The organism is Kribbella sp. NPDC004138 (assembly GCF_053603655.1).
In genome coordinates this window covers 96752-119962 of the sequence record NZ_JBSGFZ010000023.1, presented here as the reverse complement: position 1 = coordinate 119962, position 23211 = coordinate 96752, and the positions used below count along the sequence as shown (strand labels likewise).

Genomic DNA, 23211 nt, shown 5'->3' with positions numbered 1-23211 from the left:
ACTGGATGACGCTACGGAACTGACACGAACAGGTGACATTTGGCTGTTCCGCGGCGACAGCGCGGCGGACCGAGCCATTCAGCTGACCACCAACAGCCCGGTCAACCATGTCGGGATGGCGATCGTCATCGAGGACCTGCCGCCGCTGATGTGGCACGCGGAACTCGGCCGCTCGCTCCCGGACGTCTGGACCGGGAAGCACCACCGCGGGGTGCAGCTGCACGACCTGCGGGACGCCGTCGTGGTGTGGGGCCGCAAGTACGGCCAGCGCGCCTGGCTGCGGCAGCTCGACCATCCGGTCACCCGCGCGATGGAGGACGCCGTACTGAAAACCGTCGCGCGGCTCGACGGTACGCCATTCCCGTCGACGGCCCGGCTCGCGTCGCGGTGGGTGCGCGGCCGGGTGCCGGCGCTGCGGAAGGGATCGCGGGAGCTCGAGCTGGAGTCGGCGTACTGCGCCGAGGTGGTCGCGGTGACGTACGAGGCGATGGGACTGCTGCGCGGCCGGCGGCCGAACTGGTACGACCCCGGCCGGTTCTGGAGCGGTGACGAGCTGCAGCTCGCGCAGGGCGCGAAGCTGGGCGCGGAGATCGCCGTCGACGTGCCGGATTCCTGAGCGGACGGAAACTGTCGGCGGGCTGTGATTGGGTTGTTCCAGTCGGTCAGCGAGCCGGAGGAGGCCCGGGATGTATGCGGTCATCGACACCGAGACGACCGGCCTGCTGCCGACCCATCGGCACCGGGTCATCGAGATCGCCGTGGTGCTGCTGGACGCGCACGGGCAGGTCGAGCGCGAGTGGGTGACGTTGCTGAATCCGCAGCGCGACCTCGGCCCGCAGCACATCCACGGGATCCTCACCGCCGATGTGCTGGCGGCGCCGGAGTTCCGGGACGTCGCGCGACAGCTCGGGCAGTTGCTGGCCGGGCGGATGGTTGTCGGACACAACGTCGAGTTCGACCTGGGTTTCCTGCGGGCGGAGTTCGCGCGGCTCGGCGTCGCGGTTCCGCTGATCACCGAGCGGTCGATGTGCACGATGGCGCTGGCGGGATATCTGCATCCGGGCGCCAAGCGGACGCTCGGCGCCTGTTGCGCGGCGGCCGGGATCTCGATCGAGGGCTGGCACTCGGCGCTGGCGGACACGCGCGCGACCGCCGAGCTGTTCGCTCAGTATCTGGGAGCGTTCGCGTCGCCGCCGCCGTGGCAGTGGGCCTATGAAGAGGTCAGGCGTCTGCCCTGGCCCGACCTGCCCGGGTCGGAGGTCGCGCCGACCGTCCGGCCCGTCCACGCCGGCGGGCGGCACGGCTGGATGAGCCGGCTCGTCGATCAGCTGCCGCGCGTCCCGGAGCCACCCCAGGCCGATTCGTATCTGGTGCTTCTGGACACGCTCATCGCCGATCGGGAGATCACGGCGGCGGACGCGGATCAGTTGGTGCAGGTGGCAACCGAGTTGGGCCTCACCCGTCCGCAGGTGGACCACCTGCATCGGTTCTACGTGTCCGCGCTGGCGGCCGCGTCGTGGGGGACCGGCGAGATCACGCCCGACCAGCGCAGCGATCTCGACAAGGTCGCGGTCATTCTCGGGCAGCGCGCGTCCGATGTCGACGACGCGTTACTCCGGGCGAGCGCCGGGCGGTACGTCGTACCGGATCGTCCTGGGGCGCGGGGGTTTCCGCCCGGGAGCACCTTGGTGTTCACCGGGGACATGGTCGAGCCGCGCGAGGTGTGGTGGGACCGCGCGGTGGCGGCCGGGTTCGCGCCGCAGGAGGCGGTGCGCCCAGACACCACGTTCGTGGTCGCCGCCGACGTCGACAGCCTGTCCGTGAAGGCGCGTGTGGCCCGGGAGTTCAACGTCCCGATCATCTCCGCCGACGATTTCCGCCGGCTCCTCCCGGACGCCCCCCGGAAAGCGGGCTGAATCAGGGCCGCAGGTGCTCGGGGGTCAGCAGGGCGTGCAGGGTGAGGCCGGCTTCGGTGAGCGGCGCCGGGGTGGTGGGGTTGCGGTTGATGACGCACAGGGCGTCGGTGATGGTGGCTCCCAGAGCACGGAGCTCGTGGGTGGACAGGACGATCTGCCCGCCGGTGGTGACGACGTCCTCGACGATGGTGACCCGGCGGCCTTTGGTCTCGGCGCCCTCGGCCAGGCGGCAGGTGCCGTAGGACTTCGCGTGCTTGCGGACGAAGGCGCACGGCAGGCCTGTGTGCCGTCCGAGGGCGGTGACGACCGGGATACCGCCCATCTCCAGGCCGGCCAGCACCTCGGTGCCGTCCGGGATCAGCGGGACCATCGCCGCGGTCACCTCGTCCAGCAGCACCGGATCCGCCTCGAAGCGGTACTTGTCGAAGTACTCCGTCGTCGTCTGCCCGGACCGGAGCAGGAACTCCCCGGTCAGATGCGCGGTGGCGTGTACCCGACGTCCCAGATCAGCAAGCTCCACGCCCCGCACCCTACCTGCCGGCGCGCCGGCGCCCTTCCCGCGGCGTCACGCTTTACGCGCCGCGGAAACGCCGGGCTCGCTGCGTGTCTGGGGTCTATTCCTCGTCGGGGACGGTTTCGACCTCGAAGCGGAGCTGCTTGCCGGAGCGGATCCGTTCGATCGCGGCCAGGCAGGCGTCTTCGCTCATCTGGACGTTGATCTCGGCGAGCTTGTGGCGCAGCACCCGGGCCGCGTCCTCGGCGGACCGGGCGCTCGACTCGTTGATCGCCTCGATCGTGGTCGCGGTGAGCCGCTCGCGGATATCCGGATGCGTCGTGTGGATCTCGTGCGTGATCCGGAACTCGGTCATCGCGCTCTCCCTGGTGCTCCGAGGCCGACTGGGGGGTACCAGCGTAGTGTCAGGCACACCCGCGGCGGACGAAAGCCTCCAGGCGGGTCGCGAGGCGTTCCGCGCGCACGTCCGGGGTGGCGGTCTCGCCCTGCGGGACGTCGAGTTCCTTCAGGCCGCGGATGTACAGCGAGCAGGCCAGGTCGGCGCAGATGTACATGCCGACGGTGTTCCCCTCGCGCCCGGCCGAGCCTGCCCGCCGGGCCGCGAACAGCGCGACGTCGCTCACGTGATGCGCGGTGTTGCACAGGTCGCACAGTCCTGCGAACCGGCGCGCCGCGCCCGACGCCTGCGTGCTCACCGCGATGCCGGTCACGCCGGCGTCCCGCCGTACGACGAGGTAGCCGCGGTTCGGCGCCTTGCCGTCGCGCCAGCCGAGGAAGTCCAGCGACTCCCAGGGCAGCTCGGCGAACTTGGGCGGCAGTGCCATCGCCTTGATCTGACTCTTGGACGAATTGACGAACGAGCGCCTGACGTCCTCGGCGCTGAGCGGTTCCACGACGGTCCTCCGATCTCCGACCACCTATGAGACAAGCTCGGCCGCGCGGCCGCAACCGGTTAACTCTGTTGCTACGGGCAACGGTTGGCGCGGTGATTCCAGTCCGTTCTCCGGTCAGGTCCGCGTCCACGACTCGGACACGCCGGCGGGGGAGTGGACATCCGGGCCAGAAGGGTGAAACCTGTACTGTCTAAAGTTCAACTACTTTCCTGGAGGAATCCGCGATGTCCAGCGAGTACGCCGCCCTCAGCGGTGACTACACCCTCGATGCCTCGCACACCCGGATCGGCTTCAGTGCCCGGCACGCGATGGTGACCAAGGTACGGGGAGCGTTCGACGAGTTCGAGGGCTCGTTCCACATCGACGGCGAGAACCCGGCGAACTCGTCCGGCCGGGTGACGATCCAGGCGAAGAGCATCAACACCCGCAACAGCCAGCGCGACGAGCACCTGCGCAGCAACGACTTCCTGGCGATGGACGAGAACCCGGAGATCACCTTCGTGTCGACGGCGATCGCGCCGGCCGGCGACGCCGAGTTCGTGGTGACCGGCGACCTGACGATCCGCGGCGTGACCAAGTCCGTCGACGTCACCTTCGAGTACACCGGTACGGCGACCGACCCGTTCGGCAACCAGCGGCTCGGCCTCGAGGGCTCGGTCGTGATCAACCGCAAGGACTTCGGCGTCAGCTGGAACGCGGCGCTCGAGGGCGGCGGCGTCCTGGTCAGCGAGAAGGTGACGCTGGAGCTCGAGGTCTCGGCGATCAAGAACGCCTGACCGCAGACCCCCGACGGGGACCTTGGACAAGCTGTTGCCTGTCCAAGGTCCCCGTTTCGTGTCCAGGGTCAGGCGTGGCGGATGGTTTGCTGGAGCAGGGACTCGACTGCTTGGCGGAGTTCGGTGTCGTGGTGGGGGCCGGACCAGACCACGATGCGGCCCTTGTCGCCGAGCTTGGTGGTGATCAGGTCGCGGGCAGGAGTCGGGTCGCCCTGGTTGACGAGGACGACCAGGCGCCGGCCGTCGCGCTGCAGGCGGTCCAGCAGCGGCGGGAGGGTGGAGCCGCGGAACAGGCCGGGGTCGCTCTTGACCTTGGTCTCGATCATCACGCCGCGGCCGCGGACCACCAGCAGGAAGTCGGCGCGGTCCCGGGTGAACTCGCGATCGTGGTAGATCCGCGCCTTCGGCCAGAGGCGTTGCAGGGCCGCGTCGACGTCGGCGTCGTACTGCGCGGCGAGCCGGCTCACCCGCGAACTGGTGCCGCGTGGGCGCAGCGAATCCGGCGTACGGCGGCGTCCGAGGAACGGCAGCCACCGTCCAATACTCGTGTCGATCATCGGCGGACCCCTCGACCTAGCCGGCACTTACGGCGAAGTCTTCCCGGGTCGGTGCGGTGGAACCCAGGGGGCACGCGATCGTGATCCCACTGGCATAAAGCCGTGGGTTTCAGCAGGCGTTCGGCGTGGTGATGCCGCCGTCGACGACCCAGCGGCCCTGCTGGTTGAGGACGCGCATCTGGTCGAGCCAACGGGTCGGGGTGGTGTTCGGGAGGACGCCGCGGCCGCGGATGTTCACGGTGCGCGCGGCGGAGGTGTCGTAGCAGGCGCTCACGATGACGCCGTTCGACGCCAGGGTGCGCTTCGCCCAGAGCACCTTGGTGGTGCCGGTGTTGCGCAGTTTGCGGCTGCGGAAGTACTTCGCCTGCGCGCTGATCGCCTGGAACATCGTCGGCGTCATCACCGGCTCCAGCTGCTTGGTCATCGCGCCGCCGCTGCGCATCATCACGTCGAGCGCGACGCGGTACCCGTAGTAGGCGTTCAGCACCGGGTCGTCGGAGCTCACCGCCTCGTCGACGGTCGTGGTCCGGGTCGCCTTCTGGGCCGCGGGCGCGGCCGCGGCGACGCCGGCGTCGGTGCCGCAGCCGGCGAGGAGCAAGACCGGGATCAGCGTGGCGGTCACTGCCAGGTTCTGCATGCGCATGGGGTCCGGATACCTCCTGTTGGACGCGCCGTCGGCAGCACAGCGAGCCGTGCGGACTGTTCGGCACTGACCGTGTAACGTCGAGACACGCATCGTGGTCACTGTGACCTGGATCACATCGACCCCCTACCCGGGTACTGGTCCCGGATCGGTTCCCCGGCGGGAGGTGCCGGCCGCTCCGAATTCCTAGCCTCGATCTCAGGACTTGAGACCGAGGAGATGACGATGACCGACGTACTGACCCGCCCGTCGACCGCCGAACCCCGCAGGATCCAGCGCTTCGTTCGTTCGCTGCGGTACGGCGCCTTGCGCGCGCCCGTCGGCGTGCTGGCGATGGCGGACGCGATCGTGGGCGAGGAGGAGACCGCGGCGCGTCGCCTCGGGATGCGGCCCGTCGGCAATGCGCGCACCTTCGGGTACGGACTGCTCACCGCTGTGCTCGGGCTGGCGAGCTGGTTCGTGATGGCGCTGGCAGTGCTCGCAGTGGTGCGCGGACCCTTCTGGGGATTCGTCGAACACGGTCCGGTCGAGCCAGGCACCTGGGGTGGACCGACACGAGCCGGCGCGTGGGCGGCGCACGGCCTGATCGCCGTGCCGTGCCTCGCCGTCTTCCTGGCGGTGCTGCGGGGGATCGCGGCGCTGCAGACGCTCCTGGCCGAGGGATCCCGCAAGTGGGTGCTCCCGGCAACTATCGTGGTGGCTGCGGGCAGTCTCGCGTTCTTCTGGTCGTGGCTCCAGCAACTGTGAGTAGGGTCCAACCGTGCAGATTCCGAACGGGTGGCCGCGCCGCCGCTGGGCGTGGGTCGCCGGCCTGGGCGTCGCGGCGCTGCTTGTGCTGACCGTCATGGACCTCGGGCAGCACTACGACGTGTCGCTCGGGGCCGTGCTGGCATTGGCGATCGCGCGAGCGCTGGCGCTGGGCCTGTCGTGGCTGCGGCCGCGGCTGGCCGTGGTGGTTTCACTCTTCACTACGGCCGTCACCGCAGCGCTGACGACGCCGGTCGCCTTGAGCGAACCCTGGCCGTGGGGTACGACGGCGGCGTTCGGGCATTCGTTCGTTCTCGCGATCGCGGGTGCGCGTGGACTCGGCCGGCGGGAGCTGGTCGGCTGGTGGGCGGCGACTCAGGCCGTGGGCATCGTCGCGATCCAGCTGGCGCCGGACCGCGGCAGCTGGAGCAGCTTGATCACCATGGCCGTGCTGTCGGCAGCTGCCGTGGTGGTCGGCGACCTCCTCCGGTCCCGCGCCGAGACGAACCGCCGGCTGGCCGAGCAGGAGACGATCAGCAAGGCGGAGCGTGCCGAGCGGGAGCGGCTGCAGGAGCGGGCCAGGATCGCCCGCGAGCTGCATGACGTCGTGGCTCACCACTTGTCCGTGGTCGTGGTCCGGGCGGACAGTGCGCCGCACCGGTTGCCCGACGTACCGGACGCCGTACGTGCGGAGTTCACGGGTATCGCCGACGAGGCACGCGCTTCCCTGACGGAGATGCGGCGGGTGCTTCGGCTGCTGCGCGAACCTGTCCAGCACACAGGGGAGCTCGGCCCGCAGCCCGGGCTGGACCAGGTGGCCGAGCTTGTGGAGAGCACCCGGCGTGCCGGCGCCGACGTGCAACTGGTGGGAGAGGTGCCGAGCGGCTTCGATCCAGCTGTCGAGCTGACGGCGTACCGCGTTGTGCAGGAAGGCCTCAGCAACGCAGTGCGGCACGCGCTACACGCTGCCGTGGAAGTGGCGGTACGGCGTCGTACCGGCGAGCTGGAGGTGACGGTGCAGAACGAGAAGCCGCCGCGGCCCGTCGTACCGGCGCCCGGGAGTGGGCATGGGCTGACTGGTATGCGTGAGCGGGTGGCTCTTCTCGACGGGACGGTGAGCGCCGGTCCGACCCCAGAAGGCGGTTATCTGGTGCATGCGTTGATCCCGGTCGGAGAGGAGGTGGCCAGTGGCGATCACGGTCATGGTCGTTGACGACCAGGAGATGGTGCGGGCCGGATTCGGTGCGCTGCTGAACTCACAGCCGGACATCGAGGTGGTGGGACAGGCCGGCGACGGCGCGCAGGCGGTCGAGCTGGCCGCCGAGTTGAAGCCGGACGTGATCCTGATGGACGTCCGGATGCCCGTCCTGGACGGACTCGCCGCCACGCAGCGCATCCTCGCCGGTTCGGCACCGGGTGAGCCGCCGCGGGTCGTGATGCTGACGACGTTCGACCTGGACGACTACGTGTACGCCGCCCTCCGTGCCGGTGCGAGCGGCTTCCTGCTGAAGCACTCGACGCCGGACGAGCTGGCCGCCGCAGTACGCGTCGTCGCGGCCGGTGATGCGCTGCTGGCGCCCTCCGTGACCCGTCGGCTGGTGGAGGACTTCGCTCGCGCGCAACCCGTCGTACCGGCGACACCGGCCCGGCTGACGCCGCGGGAGGCCGACGTACTGCGGCTGGTCGCGCGGGGACTGTCCAACCGGCAGATCGCCGCCGAACTGGTGCTGGCCGAGCAGACCGTGAAGACGCACGTCAGCAACATCCTCACCAAGCTGGACCTCCGTGACCGCGCACAGGCCGTCGTCTACGCGTACGAGTCGGGCGTTGTGACCCCAGGACCGAGACACTGAGCAGATGGACGTTCTGGAACGTGTACGCAGCCTGTGCCTCGCACTGCCCGAAGTGACCGAGCGACCGAGTCACGGCGAGCCGACGTGGTTCGTCCGGGACAAGAAGACGTTCGTCATGTACGCCGACCACCACCACGACGACCGCCTCGGCGTCTGGATGGCGGCGCCGCCCGGCGTCCAGGAGTCGCTCGTCGCCGACGACCCGGAGCACTTCTTCCGGCCGCCGTACGTCGGTCACCGCGGCTGGCTCGGGGTCTATCTGGACGTCGAGGTGGACTGGGGCCACTTCGAGGACCTGGTGGAGACCGCGTATCGCCAGATCGCCCCGAAGACCCTGATCGCTCGCCTGGATGAGTCGTAGCCGTTCTATAGGGTGATGTGGTGGACATGCGCGGGCCGGTGGGCCAGAAGCTGGCGATCTGGCTGGCGTTCGGCAGCTCCGCCGCCGTCATGGTGCTGGAGCTCGTGTCGCTCCGGCTGGTCGCGCCGTACATCGGGCTGACGCTGGAGACGAACACTGCTGTTATCGGTGTCGCCCTGGCGGCCATCGCGACCGGTGCGGCCCTCGGTGGACGGTTCGCGGACATGGTGCCGCCGCAGCGGACGCTCGGGCCGCTGATCCTGCTCGGCGGGGCACTGGTGATGCTGGTCCTCCCAGTGGTCCGCTGGACCGGTGAGGCGCTCCGAGGCGGCGCGAACGACCTGGTGTTCCTGGTGCTCGCCGTGACGCTGTTCGCACCGGCGGCACTCCTGTCGGCCGTCACCCCGATGGTGACCAAGCTGCGGCTGGACACACTGACCCAGACCGGCACCGTGGTCGGCAAGCTGTCCGCGTACGCGACGGTCGGCGGCATCGTCGGCACCGTGCTCACCGGGTTCGTGTTCGTGGCGACCATTCCGATCAGCACGATCGTCCTGGCGCTGGGCGCCGCACTGGTCGTTGCCGGTGCCGCACTGACCTTCCTGCTCCGTGGCGTGCGGTCCGCGGTCAAGCCGGTCGCTCTGGCGGTCATCGGCGCGACCCTGACCTTGGTCGCGCCGCGCCCGTGTGAGGTCGAGACTGCCTACCACTGCGCCCGTGTTGTTGCAGACCCGAACCGGGAGGGCGGCCGGACCCTCTACCTCGACCAGCTGCGGCACTCGTACGTCGACCTCGACGACCCGACGTTCCTGGAGTTCGAGTACATCAAGAGCTTCGCGGCCGCGATCAACGGCACCTGGGCCGAGCGGCAGCCGCTGGATGTGCTGCACATCGGCGGTGGCGGGATGACCATGACGCGGTACCTGACGGCGACGCGGCCGGGCAGCAAGCACCAGGTGTACGAGATCGACGCGGCCGTGGTGGAGCTCGACAAGCGGGAGCTGGGCGTCCGGACCGGACCGGAGCTCGCGGTGACGGTGCAGGACGGCCGGCTCGGCGTCCGGGACGAGACCACGGACAGCCGGGACCTGGTCGTGATGGACGCGTTCAGCGGGCTGTCCGTGCCGTGGCACCTGACCACCCGCGAGGTGATCTCCGACGTCCGCCGGGTGCTGCGGCCGGACGGGCTGTACCTGATGAACGTCATCGACCACGGCGACGCGAAGTTCCTGAAGGCCGAGGTCAAGACCGCGCAGGCGGTCTTCCCGTACGTCGCGGTCATCGCGCGCAAGGACGAGCTGTCCGGTCGCAGCGGCGGCAACTTCGTGGTCGCCGCCGCCGACCGGCCGATCGATTCCGCGGCGATCGAGCGCCGTCTCGGGCCCTCGCTGGACGTCCTCGACCGGCCGGACGGCTTCGTCGGCGACGCGCCCGTGCTGACCGACGACTACGCGCCGGTCGACCAGTTGCTCACGCCGTACAGCGGCTGACCGTCGTGTGATTGCATGTGGTCATGCACCCACGCGCAGGCCAGCCGGCACAACCCGAGGACCTCGTCGACGTCGACGCCATGCTGGCGGCGTACACCGACCTCACCCCGGACGTGGAGAACCCTGCCCAGAAGGTCGTCTTCGGTACGTCGGGCCACCGCGGCTCCAGCCTCGACGCAGCGTTCAACGAGGCGCACATTCTGGCGATCACGCAGGCCGTCTGCGAGTACCGAGCGGGCCAGGGCACGACGGGACCGCTGCTCGTCGGCCGGGACAGCCACGGTCTGTCGGAGCCTGCCTGGCGCACGGTGCTGGAGGTGCTGGCCGGTAACGACGTCCAGACGCTGGTCGACAGCGCCGACCGGCTCACGCCGACGCCGGCGGTGTCGCACGCGATCCTGCGGCTGAACCGCGGCGCCGGCGCGGACGCGGACGGCATCGTCATCACGCCGTCGCACAACCCGCCGCGCGACGGCGGCATCAAGTACAACCCGCCGCACGGCGGACCGGCCGACTCCGACGCGACCAGCTGGATCGCGAACCGGGCCAACGAGCTGATCGCGGGCGGCAACCGCGAGGTCCGCCGGACGCCGTTCGAGCAGGCCCGTCAGCGCGCGGGGGACTACGACTTCGTCGCGCACTACGTCGACGACCTGCCGTCGGTGCTCAACCTGGCCGCGATCCGCGACGCCGGCGTGCGGATCGGCGCCGACCCGCTCGGCGGGGCCAGCGTCGACTACTGGGCCGCGATCGCCGAGCGGCACCAGCTCGACCTGACCGTGGTGAACCCGCGGGTCGACCCGGCCTGGTCGTTCATGACGCTCGACCACGACGGCAAGATCCGGATGGACTGCTCCTCGCCGTACGCCATGGCCTCGCTGGTCGCGCAGCGGGACCAGTACGACGTGGCGACCGGGAACGACGCGGACGCCGACCGGCACGGCATCGTCACGCCCGACGCCGGGCTGATGAACCCGAACCACTATCTGGCGGTCGCGATCTCGTACCTGTTCAGCAACCGCCAGTGGGGTCCCGACGTCGCTGTCGGCAAGACGCTGGTGTCGTCGTCGCTGATCGACCGCGTGGTGGGGGACTTGGGGCGCCGGCTCTGGGAGGTCCCTGTCGGCTTCAAGTGGTTCGTGCCGGGTCTTGTTGACGGCTCCGTCGGCTTCGGCGGTGAGGAGTCGGCCGGTGCGAGCTTCCTGCGCTTCGACGGCACAGTGTGGACCACTGACAAGGACGGGATCCTGCTGGCGCTGCTGGCGAGTGAGATCACCGCTGTGACCGGTGAGACGCCGTCGGTGGCCGACGCCAAGCTGGTCGAGCGGTTCGGCGCATCGGCGTATTCACGGGTGGACGCGCCGGCCACACGCGAGCAGAAGGCCAAGCTGGCCGCTCTGTCGCCCGACGCGGTCACCGCGACCGAGCTGGCGGGCGAGCCGATCGTGGACCGCCTGACGCACGCGCCCGGTAACGGCGCCGCGATCGGCGGGCTGAAGGTCACCACCGAGTCGGCCTGGTTCGCTGCGCGCCCGTCGGGGACCGAGGACCTCTACAAGATCTACGGCGAGTCGTTCAAGGGCGCAGAGCACCTGGACGAGGTGTTCACGCAGGCGCGTGACGTGGTGTCCAAGGCGCTGGGCTAACGCACGAAGGAGTCCAGCAGCCGCTCCAGATCCGCGGCGGGGTCGTCGGTGAGCCCGCTGTGGATCGGTCCGGGATGCACGACGGTGCTGCGAGGCGCAGCCAACCACCGGAACCGCTCGCCGATCGAGGTAGCAGCAGCCGGGCCGCCGCCCGCTTCGCCGGCGCAGATCGCGCGAACCTGATCCAAGGACGCACACACCACGTCAACGTCGACGGCTGGGTCCAGGGCCTTCAGCCGATCCGGATTCACATCCCATGCGGCGCCCAGGTAGTCCAGCGCCCGGCAGTACAGGACCGCGCCGACGTTGATGAACTCACCGCGCTGAATACGCGGCGCCGCCCGCAGAATCACGTAGTCGAAGGGCTTCACCGCACACCTCCCGGCACCCAGGCGGCCCGGTTCGCCAACCGCGCTAGCAGGTGACCGAGGTACCGCTCCCGGTCGCCGTCCTCGAGCCATTCGTCGGGCACCAGCGCGATCACCTCGGTCAACAGGTCCGGGGTGATCGCCGCGACCAGTTCGGCGTCCACCTTCGCCACCCCTGGTACGGCGACCGAGAACACGTGGTCGTTGGTGTCGTACGGCAAGGAGGCGAACTTCTCGGCCGGCATCCACGAGTGGTGGAAGTACAGAGCGGCCCCGTGGTCGATCAGCCACAGGTTCTTGTGCCATACGAGCATGTTCGTGTTCCGCCACGACCGGTCCACGTTGGCCACGAACGCGTCCAGCCACAGGATCCGCGCCATCGCCTCGTCACCCGGGTTGCCGGCCGATCCGTCGTACCCGAAGGAGCCGGGCAGGAAGTCGACGGCGAGGTTCAGCCCGGCGCTGCGGATCAGCAGTTCCTGGATCTCGAAGTCCGGCTCGGACTTGCCGATCGCCGGGTCGAGCTCGATCAGCTTCAGCTCCGGGACCCGCAGGCCGAGCCGGCGGAACAGCTCGCCGACGATCACCTCGGCGACGAGCGCCTTCGGCCCCTGGCCGGCGCCGTGGAACTTGATCACGTACGTCCCGAGATCGTTGCCCTCGACAACACCGGGCAGCGATCCGCCCTCCCGCAGCGGCAACACGTAGCGGGTTGCGGTGACAACTGGCAGACTCACGACGGAGAGCCTAACTGGTTGACGATCGGGTACTGGTGCAGGGTGAAACAACCGTCCTTCGGGGTCGAGGAAGAGTTACTCCTCGTGTCCGCGACCGGCGACCCGCTGCCGCGGAGCAAGGCCGTCGTCGCGGACGTGCAGGACCCCGACGTCACCCTCGAACTCACCCGGGCCATGGTCGAGATCAACACCCCGGTCTGCGAGTCGGCCGCCGAGTTGCGGGCCTCGTTGTCGGACATGCGCGCCAAGCTGGCGCTGGCGGCCGCGGACGAGGGCGGGCGGCTGCTGGCCATCGCCGTACCGCCGCACGGCCGGGCGGCCCAGTCGATCACCAAGAAGCGGCGCTACCAGGAACTGGCGCAGCGGTGGGGCCTGCTGGCACGGGAGCAAGGTGTCTGCGGTTGTCATGTCCATGTCGACGTATCGGATAAAGAGACAGCTGTCCGCGTCAGCAACCACATCCGTCCGTGGCTGCCGGCGCTGCTCGCCCTAACTGCGAACTCACCGATCTACCTCGGCCAGGACACCGGCTTCGCGAGCTGGCGGTGGCTGATGACCACACGCTGGCCCTGCTCCGGTCCGCCGCCGTACCTGGAGTCGTTGGAGCACTACGAGGCCTTGGTGGCCATGCACATGGCGGCCGGGACGCTGATGGACGAGCAGATGGTCTACTGGGACATCCGCCCGTCGACGCACCTGCCGACGGTCGAGGTGCGGGTGAGCGACATCCCGCTCACGGTGGACGAGACCGTGCTGCTGGCGACGCTGGTCCGAGCTGTGGTGATGATCGCGCTCGAGGACGGCGGCCGGGGCCCGACGCTGGAGCCGGAGGTGCTCCGTGCGGCGTACTGGCTGGCTGCGCGCGACGGTGTTACGGGCGACGGGCTGGACGTGCTGACGGCCGAATCGCTACTGATGGCCCAGGTCCTGGAACGGCTGCGACGCCACGTGGCTCCTGCGCTGCACGAACTCGGCGCGTCCGACCTTGTCGACGAAGGGATCCAGCGTGCGCTGACCGACGGCAACGGTGCCGTCAAGCAGCGCAGGGCCTTCCGTGAGGGCGAGGACTTCGTCGCCCTCACGGAAGTCAAGCCCTAGCCGCGCAAGAAGTCCTCCAGACCGTGCAGGTCGTCGGTGTTGACGTAGTCGACGTCAGCGGCGACCAGTTCGCGCCACAGGGCCGCGCGGGCGGCGCCCGGTACGTCGGGGGTCGCCCAGAAGCGGACCTTGTACCCGGCGTGGTGGGCCGTCACCACGATGTCGTGCAGCTTGGTCTTCTCGCTCTCCGGCATCGGACCGACGCCCTGCCAGGTGAAGACGTTCGTCCAGTTGTCGCTGACGAGCGGCATCAGCGACGCCGGCAGACCGGATTGCAGGTCGCCGAGGCGCCCGTCGTACCCGGCGTAGCGGATCTTCTGCGCCTTCATGGCGTCCAGCGGGCGGTTGCCGCTGATCACCGAGGTGACAGCGCCCTTGAACACGCGTCCGTCGACGAAGATCGTGCTGATCCCGCGGTACTGCGCCAGCGCCTTGTCCACCGCGGCGTACGTCGACGGTCCGTCGCTCTTGATGTCGATCAGCAACTGGAACCCGCCGCCGTGCTTGTAGACCTGGCCGTGGTTCTCGCGGACCCGGTCCGCCAGCGGCTTCAAGTACAGGCTCTCCAAGGTGCGGCCGGGCTGGGCGTCTTCCAGGTCGTGGGCGACCCGCAGCTCGCCGTCGATCAGCCAGACGTCCGCCTCGACGCTGTTGAAGCCACGGTCGAGCGCGTCCTGTAGCGGCCGGCGGTGGTCGTAGTCGTTGTGCGCGTGCGCCGACGGCAGCGCCTCGACGGCCGGGGCGTCGTACGACTTCGGGAGCTTCAAGTGGTTGGCCCGGGCGACCTCACGCACCCGGTCCGGGTAGTCGCTGATGATCCCGTCCACGCCTTGGTCGACGAACCACTGGATCGTGGCCGGGTCGTCCACGGTCCACGGAATCACCTTGAGCCCGGCCTTGTGCGCGGCGTCCACCGTGGCTTTGGTGAAGTACGGGCGGAACGCCGGGTCGGAGATCTTGCCGCCCTGCGGGAAACCGTCGACCGGCGAGATCGCCGACGCGCCGAACGACTTGACCGCCTTGATCGGGTCGCCGCCGAAGTCGTCGATGTCGATACCGCCCAGCCACGGCGACTTCCCGGGCTGGCCGACCTGCAGGAAGTTGTAGTTGTCGAGCGCGACCAGCGGCAGCTGCGGCATCACCTCGCGCATCCGCATCAGCGAACCCCAGTCGAAGCTCTGGATCGTCACCTGGCGCGCGATGTTCGCCTTCCGGATCTCACTGGCGACCACCTGGACGAACTGCTCGCGCGGCGCGGTCTCGGACGGTGCTCCGGCCTCGACCTTGGTCTCGACGTTGAGCTTCACGCCGTACGCGTGGTAGCGGTGCACAAGCGCGAACACGTCCCGCAGCTCCGGCATCCGGGCGCCCGGGTCGGGCTGCTGCCCCGGGAAGTTCGGCAGCGTCTGCGAACCGCAGTCGAGCTGCTTCACCTGGTTCAGCGAGAGCGTGTTCACGAACTTGCCGACATACGGGTACTCGGGGTCGCCTGGCGTGTACGGCGCGGTGTCACGGCACTTCTTGCCGTCGACCTTGCGGTCGTGGGTCACCACGGCGTACCCGTCCTGGGTGATCTGCACGTCGAGCTCCAGCGTGCTGACACCGAGCTGCAGCCCGTGCGAGAACGACGCGATCGTGCTCTCCACGGTCAACCCGAGCCCACCGCGGTGGGCCTGGATGTCGAACTCACCACGAGCAGCAACGGCCGGGGCGGCCGGAAGCAGCAGTCCGGCGATCAGCGCGCACGGGAGAAACGCGCGGGGAAGGCGGCGCATGAGGGGTTCCTTCCGGAGGGGTCATGGGCGGGACGTCCCTGAGGCTGTCTGCCACAGGCATACCCATGTCCTCGCGAAAGTAGCCGAAAAGTAGCCCACCGGTAACGCTCTGGTGTGCCTACGGCGTAGAGGTGATGCGGCGTACGGATTGGGTTTCGGCGGTGATGTGGCCGTTCTTGAAGGACTTGTCGAGGGTGCCTTCGGTGCGGCGGGTGAGGGTGAGGTTGACGGGGCAGTTCGTGGGTGGCTTGACGCCGGGGCTGGGAGTAGCAAGGGACGGGCGGAGGGAGCCGGGCGGGATGGTGGCAGACGTGCGGCCGGGCTCGAGTTCGAGGTTGTCGGGCTGGATGCAGTCGCCGGTCCAGGTGAGGATCGACGGGAGGTCGGACGGGCCGGTGGCGATGCGGACCGGGATCGCGGCGCGGCGGGAGTACGTCGTGCCGGCCAGGGGAGCGGTGAGGCGGACGCGTTCGGGGAGCTTCACCGTCGACCTCGGCGCGGAGTCGTCGCCCTTGCCGCGAGTGAGGTCGAAGGTGATCTCCGTACCTGCCTGGACCACGCCGTCGAGCTGACCGGTGTAGTCGGTGACGCCGGCGGTGTGGTGGCGCTCGAGCTCGACCGTCTTGCCGCCGCCGGACGACCTGACCGATTCGCCGTCGCCGAGCTCGACGAACGTCAGGGTGCCGACCCGGTACGACGCGCTCACCTGCGCGACCTCGGCCGTCTCCGGCAGCGTGACGACGTAGTTCGCCGTGATGCCGCTGGTCCGGATGTCCTTCGACTCGACCGTCGAACACCCGGCGAGCACGACAACCATCCCGACAACGCCAATCCGCTTCACAGTCAGCGAAGCTAACAGCGCAAAGGGTTACAGACTTGCGTAGAACTACTCGTACTGCAGCGCCTCCAGAGGATTGAGCCGCGCCGCGCGCCGGGCCGGCCAAATGGCGGCGAAGATGCCGACGACGACCGAGAGGACGGCGAAGATCACCAGCTGGCCGGCCGGCACGGTGAAGGAGATCTCGTCGAGCCGGGCCGCGAGCAGCGAGGCCAGCACCAGTCCCAGGACGATGCCGATCACCGCGCCGATCAGCGCCGTGATCACGCTCTCTTGGCGGATCATCCGTTTCACCTGTCCTCGGGTCAACCCGATCGCCCGCAGCATGCCGAGTTCACGGGTCCGCTCGAACACGGTCAGGACCAGGGTGTTGACGATGCCGAACAGGCTGACCACGACGGACAGCGCCAGCAGCACGTAGAGCACGTTGAGCAGGCTCTTGATGCTGTCGGTCTGCGCGTCCTTGAACTGCTCGATGGTCACTGCCTTCGCGTTCGGGAACGCGCTCATCGCGGCGTTCAACGTGGCGGTGTTCTTCGGAGTCACCCCGCCTTGCATGGTGAGGAAGGTGTAGATGTTCTGCGGCTGCGGCGTGGCGGAGTCGAAGGTGGCCGTCGAGATCGTCACGTTGCCGAACGGTGAACCACCCGCCGGCGGCTTGAAGATGCCGCGCACCTGGAACTGGAGCTGTTTGCCGGTCACCATCTGCAAGGTGAGCGCCGATCCCAGCCCCAGCCCGTGCTGCTTGGCGTAGTCGGCGTCGACGATCGCGCCGTCGGGTTCCAACTCGGCCAGCGAAGCCTGGGAGCCCGCTTGCCAGTCGAAGCTGAGCAGCTGCGGTGCGGTCCGGTCGATCGCGGTGATCGAGATCGTCTTGCCGAACGCCTGTGCCTGGCCGCCGCGGACGCTCGTCACCTCCTGGACCGTCGGCACCTCCGCCGCCTTCTCGGCCACCGCCGGCGGCAGCGGACTGAAGTTGTTCTGCGCGGTGATCGCGTAGTCGGAGCTGGAGATCCGGTCGACGGCGTCCTCGAACGGTTTGATCAGCCCGGCGCCCAAGGTCGCGACCAGCGTGACCAGCGCGAGCCCGATCATCAGAGCGGCAGCGGTCGACGCGGTCCGGTGCGGATCGCGGCGGCTGTTCTGGCCGCCGATCGCGACCGCCGGCCCGTCCGGCAGGATGCGCGGGAACTCGGGATGCCCGCCGAACAGGCGTCGGAGCGCCCAGATCGGGACCAGCACGATCGGCCAGATCAGAGCGGTCAGTACGACGACCGCCCAGCGCGCCACCGGATCCGAGACCGCGGCCAGCGGGCGGATGAGCCGCGGGGAGAACGCGGCGATCCCGATGAACAGCAGCAGAACGCCCGCGCCGAGCAGCGACAACAGCGTGCTCGTCTTCAGCCCGTCCGCGAACAGTCCGACGAGGATGCAGGCGATACCGGCCGCCGCGAGCAGCGCTGCGCCGACCGGACGGTAGCGGTGCAGCCGCCCGGGAGCGAGGACCGCACCCTCGCGGACCGCCGCGATCGGCGGCACCCGGGTCGCCCGCCACGCCGGGCGCAGGCTCGCCACGGTCGTCACCACGACGCCGACGAGCAGCGCGACCACGATCGTCCGGGTCTGGAAGACCAGCCCGTCGTTGGGCAGCGTGAACCCGATCGCGTCGAACAGCTTGAACAGCCCGGTCGCGATCGCGAGCCCGAGGAACAGGCCGACGATCGCCGAGACCAGACCGGTGACGAAGGCTTCGAGCACCACCGAGCCGAGGACCTGCCGCCGGGAGGCGCCGAGCGTCCGGAGCGTGGCGAACTCGCGGGTGCGCTGGGCGATCGTGATGGCCAGCGAGTTCGCGATCACGAACGACCCGACGAACAGCGCGATCGCGGCGAACACGAGCAGGAACGTCCTCAGGAAGTTGAGGAACGTCGTCGTCCCGGCCGCATCCTCCGCGGCCTGCTCGTCGGCGGTCCGGACCTGGGTGGCCTCGGGAAGGATCGGCCGTACGGCGTCCACCAGCTGCTGCGGCGTGACGCCGGACTTGGCCGCGATCAGGATCTGGTCGAGCTTGCCGGTCTTGCCGAACAGGCGCTGCGCGGTGCCGAGGTCGAACCCGGCCAGCGTGGCGCCGCCGATCGACGACACCGCACCGAACTCGACCAGCCCGGTGATCCGCATCTGCTGCGCCGCGCCGCGGGCCTGGACGCCGACCATGTCGCCGGTCGCGAGTCCCTTCTTCTTCGCGGTCTGGGTGTCGACCACGACCTGGCCGGCGGCCGGCCACGCACCCGACACCAGGCTCAGCGAGTTGAACTGCGGCTGCGCGGGATCCACGCTGAAGCCGATGTTCGGCGCGCCGCCGAACACGATGACCTTGCCGTCCTTGCCGATCAGCTGCGCCTCACCGTTGACCGCGCCGCCCGCCGCGCCGACCTCGGGCAGCTCGCGGACCTTGTCCAGCAGCCCGGCCTGGAACGGCGGCGCGGTGACGACGGTGCCGTCGTCGGCCGCCTCGAACGCGGTCTTCCCGGTGATCGCGGCGTCGGTGTTCTTGTAGTTCTCGGTGAAGATCGAGTCGAACGCCGACGTGATCGAGTCGGTCAGGACGTACGTGCCCGAGATCAGCGCCACGCCGAGCACGACGCCGATCGCGGTCAGCGCCGTCCGGAGCTTGCGGGCCAGCAGCCCCTGCAGCGCGAACCTGATCACTGCAGGTCCAGCGTGTCGATGATCTGCAGGATCTCGTGCTGGCTGGTCCGGCCGGTCTCCTTCACGATCGTGCCGTCGGCCAGGTAGAGCACCCGGTCCGCCAGCGCGGCCGCCCGGGCGTCGTGGGTCACCATCACCAGCGTCTGGCCGTACTCCTCGACCGAGGAGCGCATCAGCGTGAGGATCTCGCCGCTGGTCCGGGAGTCGAGGTTGCCGGTCGGCTCGTCGGCGAACACCACGGTCGGCCGGGACACCAGGGCCCGCGCGATCGCGACCCGCTGCTGCTGGCCGCCGGACAGTTCGGCCGGCCGGTGGTCGAGACGGTCAGTGAGACCGACGCGCTCGATCAGGTCGTCGAAGTACTGCGGATCCGGCTTCGTGCCGGCGATCGTCAGCGGCAGCAGCACGTTGTCGCGGGCGCTCAGCATCGGCAGCAGGTTGAAGAACTGGAAGATGAAGCCGATGTGCTGCCGGCGGAGCTTGGTGAGCGCGTCGTCACCGAGCGTAGTGATCTCGATGCCGTCGATCCGCACCGAGCCCGCGGTCGGGCGGTCCAGCCCGGCCAGGATGTGCATCAGCGTCGACTTGCCCGATCCGGACGGTCCCATCACCGCCGTGAGCTGCCCGGGTTCGATCCGGACGCCGACCCCGCGCAGCGCCTCGACGGCCGTGTCCCCCTCGCCGTACACCCGTACGACGTCCTGTGCGTGTACAACTTCCGTTGCGGTCCCCACCATGCCGACCATCGCCCCTCCCGGCGATCCAACGGCCCCCAGCCTGTTCGGTTGTCTCCTTCGAGTCTGACCTCGATCAGGCGATCCCGACAGGGGGGAGTCCCCGATCGATCCCTGAGCCGGGGACGGCGGGTCGCGGGGGTGCAACCGGCGACCGGGGGACATGTCGTTGCTTCAGGCAACGCGAGGGGGAGGAGAAGAGGGTGCCGGACCGGGAAGCGCCTCACGGCGCGTGGCCGCTCGTAGCGGCTTATTTTGGGACCCGGGGCTTGCACCGGCCCGACACCTCGAACAGTGTAGCGGGTGCCCAAACCCCTTGTCCTGTTGGGATTCCGGGCGGCGAGACGTATAACACCCGTCGGCGCCGCATGCAACTACCAGAGGGTCCCGGCGCGTTCGGCGCGTGCCGCGGTCTGCAGCTGGTCGGCGGTCTCGACCAGTTTCGACGCGGACAGTACCTGGTCGTGGCCGTCGTCGGCGAGATGGGCGCGCCCGGTCGCCACGATCCGCGCGAACGCCGCCGCGCGATCCAGCGTGGTCGCGAAGTCACCGGTTGCGACACCGCGCAGCACGGCGTCCACCATGTCCCGCACCTCGGCGGGGCCGGGCGGCTCGGCGACGCCGGCGACGACCGCGTGCACCTCGGCGTACTTACGGCCGGTGGCGAACTCGCGGGACACCGCCTCGGCGTTCGAGTGCACCCAGGACCGCAGCACGTACAGCCGCCAGAGCGCCCCGGGCAGCGAGTCGGCGGGGGAGTCGGACCACAGCTCGGCGAGCTCGTCGAGACCGTACTCGTCGGCCAGTTTGACCACCCGGGCGTGCACCTCAGCGTCCTCGGACTTGCGCACCCCGCGGACCAGCAACTCGGCGGTCCGGTGCGCGGCCTCGGTGACGGTCGCCGGATCGGCGGCACCGGGCAGCGACTCGAACAGCTTGTTGCCGGGCATCACCGGCCGACGCGGGTTGGGGGTGCTCACGGCCTCCATGGTGCCTGACACCGTGCAGCGCCGCATGCCGACCCGGCGCAGTCAGTAGGCTCGACGCATGGCAGGTGCGGGGAAGGCGAACGGGAAGCTCGCCAAGAACTTGGTCAAGTACGGCGTGCGGTACGGACCGCTGGTCGTCGAGGCGGTCCGGCACGGGCGCGAGCCCGCACAGCAGGCGCTCCAGGCCGCCTGGGCGAAGCGGTCCGCGCGCCGCAAGGCGGTCGAGCACGTTCTCACCGTGCGCGAGGGCTCCCTGCTGAAGGTGATCAAGGACGGGCAGGCGATCTTCTTCGTGTTCTCCGGCGACGCGATCGTCACGACCTACCCCGCCGTACCGCAGAGCAGCTACCCCGAGCTGCTCCGGCATGCCGACCTGGACAATCGGGAGCCGGCCGCCGCCCTGACCGCCCAGCGGCCGAACATCCTGCTGCTGGTCCGCCGGAAACGTTGACGCGCGCGTAACATCCCGGACCCGGCCGGGCAACAGGCCGGACGCAGAGTGGAAGGACGTTTCCACGAGGGAGGGCGTCCGCATGCTCTGGAAGATCAGGACCGAACTCGCCGACCGGCCCGGTGCCCTGGCCGAACTCGCTGCACGGTGTGGTGCGGACGACATCAACATTCTCAGCCTCGAGGTGTTCACCGCCGAGACCGGCGCCGTCGACGAGCTGGTGGTCTCCACCGGCGTCGGCTGGACCGCCGACGACCTGACCGCGCTGGCGGCCGAGGCCGGCTGCGTCCGGACGACGGTCCGCCCCTGCCAGGCCGACGTGCTCAGCGACGCCCCGACCCGGTACCTGCGCGCCGTACTGCGGCTGATCGACGACCCGGTGTCCGTCGACGACGAGCTGGGCAACCTGCAGGGGTTCGACGAGTACACGCCGGCCGAGTGGGCCCGCGCGGACGTGCTGGTCGAGATCGCCGGCCGGCTGGCCGAGCGGTTCGAGACGCCGGACGGGCCGCGGCCCGGGGCCGGCGTACCCGACCTGCGGCTCGCGACCGTCGAGGACGCCGACGCCGTGGTCGCGATGCACGACCGATGTTCGTACGAGAGCCGCACCCGGCGCTACCACGTGCCGATGCCGAAGCTGACCGCACGGACCGCGCGGCACCTGTCGGCGCCGGCGGGCGGCGTATCGGTCGTCGCATGCGTCGACGACGCCGTGATCGGGATGGCCACGGCCGCGCCGTGGGAGGAGCTGGGCAGCACCACGATGGAGATCGCCGTCCTGGTCGAGGACGGCTGGCAGGGGCAGGGCCTCGGGCTGCGCCTGCTGCGCCAGGTGGTCGGGGAGGCCCGGGCCCTCGGCGCCGACCGCGTCGTCTGCATGGTGCAGCCGGAGAACCACGCGATGCTCCGCACCCTGGAGCGGCTGCGGATGCGCTCCCGAGTCATCCGGGACGGCGACAGTCTGATGGTGAGTGTCGCACTGTCCGACCGGAGCCTGTCGCATGCGGTGGATCGACCGCCGGTGCAATATCGTCAGACCCGTGCCACCCCTTCCCACCGGTCGGAACCCCCACGGTCTGCTGGTCAACCTGCCCGCGAGCACGCGCTCGCCGCTCTTTCAGCTCTTCAGCCGATTTCTGATCGCGCTGGGGCTGCTGACCGTGATGGTGCTGATCGTGGTGGTCGACCGTGACGGCTACAAGGACAGCTACGACGGCCATGTCGACCTGATCGACAGCATCTACTACGCAACCGTCACGCTCACCACGACCGGGTACGGCGACATCACGCCGGTGACGCCGACCGCCCGGCTGGTGAACGCCTTCATCGTCACTCCGCTGCGGATCGCGTTCCTGGTGGTGCTGGTCGGTACGACACTGGAAGTGCTGGCCAACGAGGGTCGCCGGATCATGCGCGACACGCGCTGGAGGAAACGGATGAAGGACCACACCATCGTCGTCGGCTACGGCACCAAGGGCCGGGCCGCGGTGCAGACGCTGATCAGCAACGGCGTGAAGCGCGAGAACATCGTCGTGATCGACCCGCGCGCCACGGCGATCGGTGACGCGGGCAACGACCAGATGGCCGCGTTCCACGGCGACGCGACGAACCGGACGGTGCTGCGCCGCGCCGAGGTGATGACCGCGCGCGAGGTGATCGTGACCACCGACCGGGACGACTCGGCCGTCCTGGTCACGCTCGCCGTGCGGCAGCTGAACCCGAGCGCACACGTCGTGGTCGCGGTCCGCGAGGAGGACAACGTGCCGCTGCTGCGGCAGAGCGGCGCGGACGCCGTGGTCACTTCGTCGGAGGCGGTCGGCCGGCTGCTCGGCTTGTCCGCGGTCAGCCCGAACCTCGGCGAGGTGATGGAGGACCTGCTGACCTACGGCGAGGGCCTCGAGGTCGCCGAGCGCCCGGTCCTCGGGCGCGAGGTCGGCAAGCCGCCGTCCGCCGTACCGGACCGGGTTGTCTCGGTGGTCCGCGACGGCAAGGTGCACCGGTACTACGACTCCAACGTCTCGGTCCTGGCCGCCGGCGACAAGCTGATCGTCGTCCGCCCCGCCAAGGAGACCCCGTGGGCCGAGCGCCCGGGCGCCGAAGAGGACGACGAGTAGCC

At 69.7% G+C, this 23211-nt stretch carries 25 protein-coding genes; 13 read left to right on the top strand and 12 right to left on the bottom strand.

The genetic code is table 11. The annotated features are described in order from the left end of the window. The first annotated feature begins 115 nt into the window (after positions 1 to 115). A complete protein-coding gene (locus tag ACWEOO_RS29765; protein ID WP_355698324.1) occupies positions 116 to 616 on the top strand; it encodes a hypothetical protein in 501 nt (166 codons plus the stop codon). Between the two features lie 70 nt (positions 617 to 686). Continuing rightward, the gene (locus ACWEOO_RS29760) at positions 687 to 1916 is read left to right on the top strand and encodes an exonuclease domain-containing protein (RefSeq protein WP_452145848.1); all 1230 of its coding nucleotides are present in this window, start codon (positions 687 to 689) and stop codon (positions 1914 to 1916) included. A gap of 1 nt (position 1917) precedes the next feature. Here ACWEOO_RS29760 and ACWEOO_RS29755 read toward each other — a convergent pair whose 3' ends face one another. The 3 genes from ACWEOO_RS29755 to ACWEOO_RS29745 all read right to left on the bottom strand — a co-directional run bounded on the left by ACWEOO_RS29755 (position 1918) and on the right by ACWEOO_RS29745 (position 3323). Further along, complete coding sequence (locus ACWEOO_RS29755; RefSeq protein ID WP_452145847.1) at positions 1918 to 2436, bottom strand: orotate phosphoribosyltransferase; 519 nt, start codon at positions 2434 to 2436, stop codon at positions 1918 to 1920. Between the two features lie 94 nt (positions 2437 to 2530). After that, complete coding sequence (locus ACWEOO_RS29750; RefSeq protein ID WP_452145846.1) at positions 2531 to 2785, bottom strand: hypothetical protein; 255 nt, start codon at positions 2783 to 2785, stop codon at positions 2531 to 2533. Between the two features lie 49 nt (positions 2786 to 2834). After that, positions 2835 to 3323, bottom strand: coding sequence for an FBP domain-containing protein (locus ACWEOO_RS29745; protein ID WP_452145845.1), 489 nt, complete (start codon positions 3321 to 3323; stop codon positions 2835 to 2837). A gap of 224 nt (positions 3324 to 3547) precedes the next feature. Here ACWEOO_RS29745 and ACWEOO_RS29740 point away from each other — a divergent pair, with 224 nt between their 5' ends. Further along, positions 3548 to 4099, top strand: coding sequence for a YceI family protein (locus ACWEOO_RS29740; RefSeq protein WP_355485921.1), 552 nt, complete (start codon positions 3548 to 3550; stop codon positions 4097 to 4099). Between the two features lie 68 nt (positions 4100 to 4167). On the opposite strand, the gene ACWEOO_RS29735 is transcribed toward ACWEOO_RS29740, so the two are convergent. Both ACWEOO_RS29735 and ACWEOO_RS29730 read right to left on the bottom strand, forming a co-directional pair. After that, entirely contained in the window at positions 4168 to 4656 is a 489-nt protein-coding gene (locus ACWEOO_RS29735; RefSeq protein ID WP_452145844.1) for a hypothetical protein, read from the bottom strand. A gap of 109 nt (positions 4657 to 4765) precedes the next feature. After that, entirely contained in the window at positions 4766 to 5299 is a 534-nt protein-coding gene (locus tag ACWEOO_RS29730) for a hypothetical protein (RefSeq protein WP_452145843.1), read from the bottom strand. 225 nt (positions 5300 to 5524) lie between these two features. Here ACWEOO_RS29730 and ACWEOO_RS29725 point away from each other — a divergent pair, with 225 nt between their 5' ends. From ACWEOO_RS29725 to pgm, 6 genes are read left to right on the top strand one after another with little or no spacing between them, the layout of a single operon-like run. Next, positions 5525 to 6046 carry a hypothetical protein gene (locus ACWEOO_RS29725; RefSeq protein WP_452145842.1) on the top strand — a complete coding sequence of 174 codons (522 nt, stop codon included), beginning with the start codon at positions 5525 to 5527 and terminating at the stop codon, positions 6044 to 6046. Positions 6047 to 6059: 13 nt separating this feature from the next. Then, the gene (locus tag ACWEOO_RS29720; protein ID WP_452145841.1) at positions 6060 to 7259 is read left to right on the top strand and encodes a sensor histidine kinase; all 1200 of its coding nucleotides are present in this window, start codon (positions 6060 to 6062) and stop codon (positions 7257 to 7259) included. Continuing rightward, a complete protein-coding gene (locus ACWEOO_RS29715) occupies positions 7234 to 7899 on the top strand; it encodes a response regulator transcription factor (RefSeq protein ID WP_355698301.1) in 666 nt (221 codons plus the stop codon). Before ACWEOO_RS29720 ends, ACWEOO_RS29715 begins: the two co-directional genes overlap by 26 nt. Positions 7900 to 7903: 4 nt before the next feature. Continuing rightward, entirely contained in the window at positions 7904 to 8260 is a 357-nt protein-coding gene (locus ACWEOO_RS29710; RefSeq protein ID WP_359922478.1) for an MmcQ/YjbR family DNA-binding protein, read from the top strand. Positions 8261 to 8286: 26 nt separating this feature from the next. Continuing rightward, positions 8287 to 9750, top strand: a complete 1464-nt coding sequence (locus ACWEOO_RS29705; protein ID WP_452145840.1) for a fused MFS/spermidine synthase — start codon at positions 8287 to 8289, stop codon at positions 9748 to 9750. Between the two features lie 23 nt (positions 9751 to 9773). Further along, positions 9774 to 11396, top strand: a complete 1623-nt coding sequence (gene pgm, locus ACWEOO_RS29700) for a phosphoglucomutase (alpha-D-glucose-1,6-bisphosphate-dependent) (protein WP_452145839.1) — start codon at positions 9774 to 9776, stop codon at positions 11394 to 11396. Here pgm and ACWEOO_RS29695 read toward each other — a convergent pair. Beyond that, on the bottom strand, positions 11393 to 11767 hold the full coding sequence (locus ACWEOO_RS29695) for a DUF3037 domain-containing protein (protein WP_452145838.1): 375 nt from the start codon (positions 11765 to 11767) through the stop codon (positions 11393 to 11395). The genes pgm and ACWEOO_RS29695 overlap by 4 nt on opposite strands. Beyond that, on the bottom strand, positions 11764 to 12501 hold the full coding sequence (locus ACWEOO_RS29690) for a HipA family kinase (RefSeq protein WP_452145837.1): 738 nt from the start codon (positions 12499 to 12501) through the stop codon (positions 11764 to 11766). The genes ACWEOO_RS29695 and ACWEOO_RS29690 overlap by 4 nt, the downstream gene beginning before the upstream one ends. Before the next feature lie 42 nt (positions 12502 to 12543). Between ACWEOO_RS29690 and ACWEOO_RS29685 the strand changes: the two genes are divergently transcribed. Beyond that, positions 12544 to 13599 (top strand): carboxylate-amine ligase, encoded by a 1056-nt coding sequence (locus ACWEOO_RS29685; RefSeq protein ID WP_452145836.1) that lies wholly within the window; start codon positions 12544 to 12546, stop codon positions 13597 to 13599. Here the strand turns inward: ACWEOO_RS29685 and ACWEOO_RS29680 are convergent. The 5 genes from ACWEOO_RS29680 to ACWEOO_RS29660 form a co-directional block, all read right to left on the bottom strand. Beyond that, positions 13596 to 15374, bottom strand: coding sequence for a glycerophosphodiester phosphodiesterase family protein (locus tag ACWEOO_RS29680; RefSeq protein ID WP_452145835.1), 1779 nt, complete (start codon positions 15372 to 15374; stop codon positions 13596 to 13598). The genes ACWEOO_RS29685 and ACWEOO_RS29680 overlap by 4 nt on opposite strands. Positions 15375 to 15492: 118 nt before the next feature. Then, positions 15493 to 16215, bottom strand: a complete 723-nt coding sequence (locus ACWEOO_RS29675; RefSeq protein WP_452145834.1) for a hypothetical protein — start codon at positions 16213 to 16215, stop codon at positions 15493 to 15495. A 45-nt stretch (positions 16216 to 16260) separates the two neighbouring features. After that, positions 16261 to 18921 carry an ABC transporter permease gene (locus ACWEOO_RS29670; protein ID WP_452145833.1) on the bottom strand — a complete coding sequence of 887 codons (2661 nt, stop codon included), beginning with the start codon at positions 18919 to 18921 and terminating at the stop codon, positions 16261 to 16263. Then, positions 18918 to 19667, bottom strand: coding sequence for an ABC transporter ATP-binding protein (locus ACWEOO_RS29665; protein WP_452145832.1), 750 nt, complete (start codon positions 19665 to 19667; stop codon positions 18918 to 18920). The genes ACWEOO_RS29670 and ACWEOO_RS29665 overlap by 4 nt, the downstream gene beginning before the upstream one ends. 362 nt (positions 19668 to 20029) lie before the next feature. Next, positions 20030 to 20644 carry a hypothetical protein gene (locus ACWEOO_RS29660; RefSeq protein WP_363709664.1) on the bottom strand — a complete coding sequence of 205 codons (615 nt, stop codon included), beginning with the start codon at positions 20642 to 20644 and terminating at the stop codon, positions 20030 to 20032. A 58-nt stretch (positions 20645 to 20702) separates the two neighbouring features. On the opposite strand from ACWEOO_RS29660, the gene ACWEOO_RS29655 reads away from it, so the two are divergent. From ACWEOO_RS29655 to ACWEOO_RS29645, 3 genes are all read left to right on the top strand, one after another. Next, the gene (locus ACWEOO_RS29655; RefSeq protein WP_355698281.1) at positions 20703 to 21095 is read left to right on the top strand and encodes a hypothetical protein; all 393 of its coding nucleotides are present in this window, start codon (positions 20703 to 20705) and stop codon (positions 21093 to 21095) included. A gap of 82 nt (positions 21096 to 21177) precedes the next feature. Beyond that, positions 21178 to 22287, top strand: a complete 1110-nt coding sequence (locus tag ACWEOO_RS29650; protein ID WP_452145831.1) for a GNAT family N-acetyltransferase — start codon at positions 21178 to 21180, stop codon at positions 22285 to 22287. Continuing rightward, entirely contained in the window at positions 22259 to 23209 is a 951-nt protein-coding gene (locus tag ACWEOO_RS29645; protein WP_452145894.1) for a potassium channel family protein, read from the top strand. Before ACWEOO_RS29650 ends, ACWEOO_RS29645 begins: the two co-directional genes overlap by 29 nt. Positions 23210 to 23211: the final 2 nt, after the last annotated feature.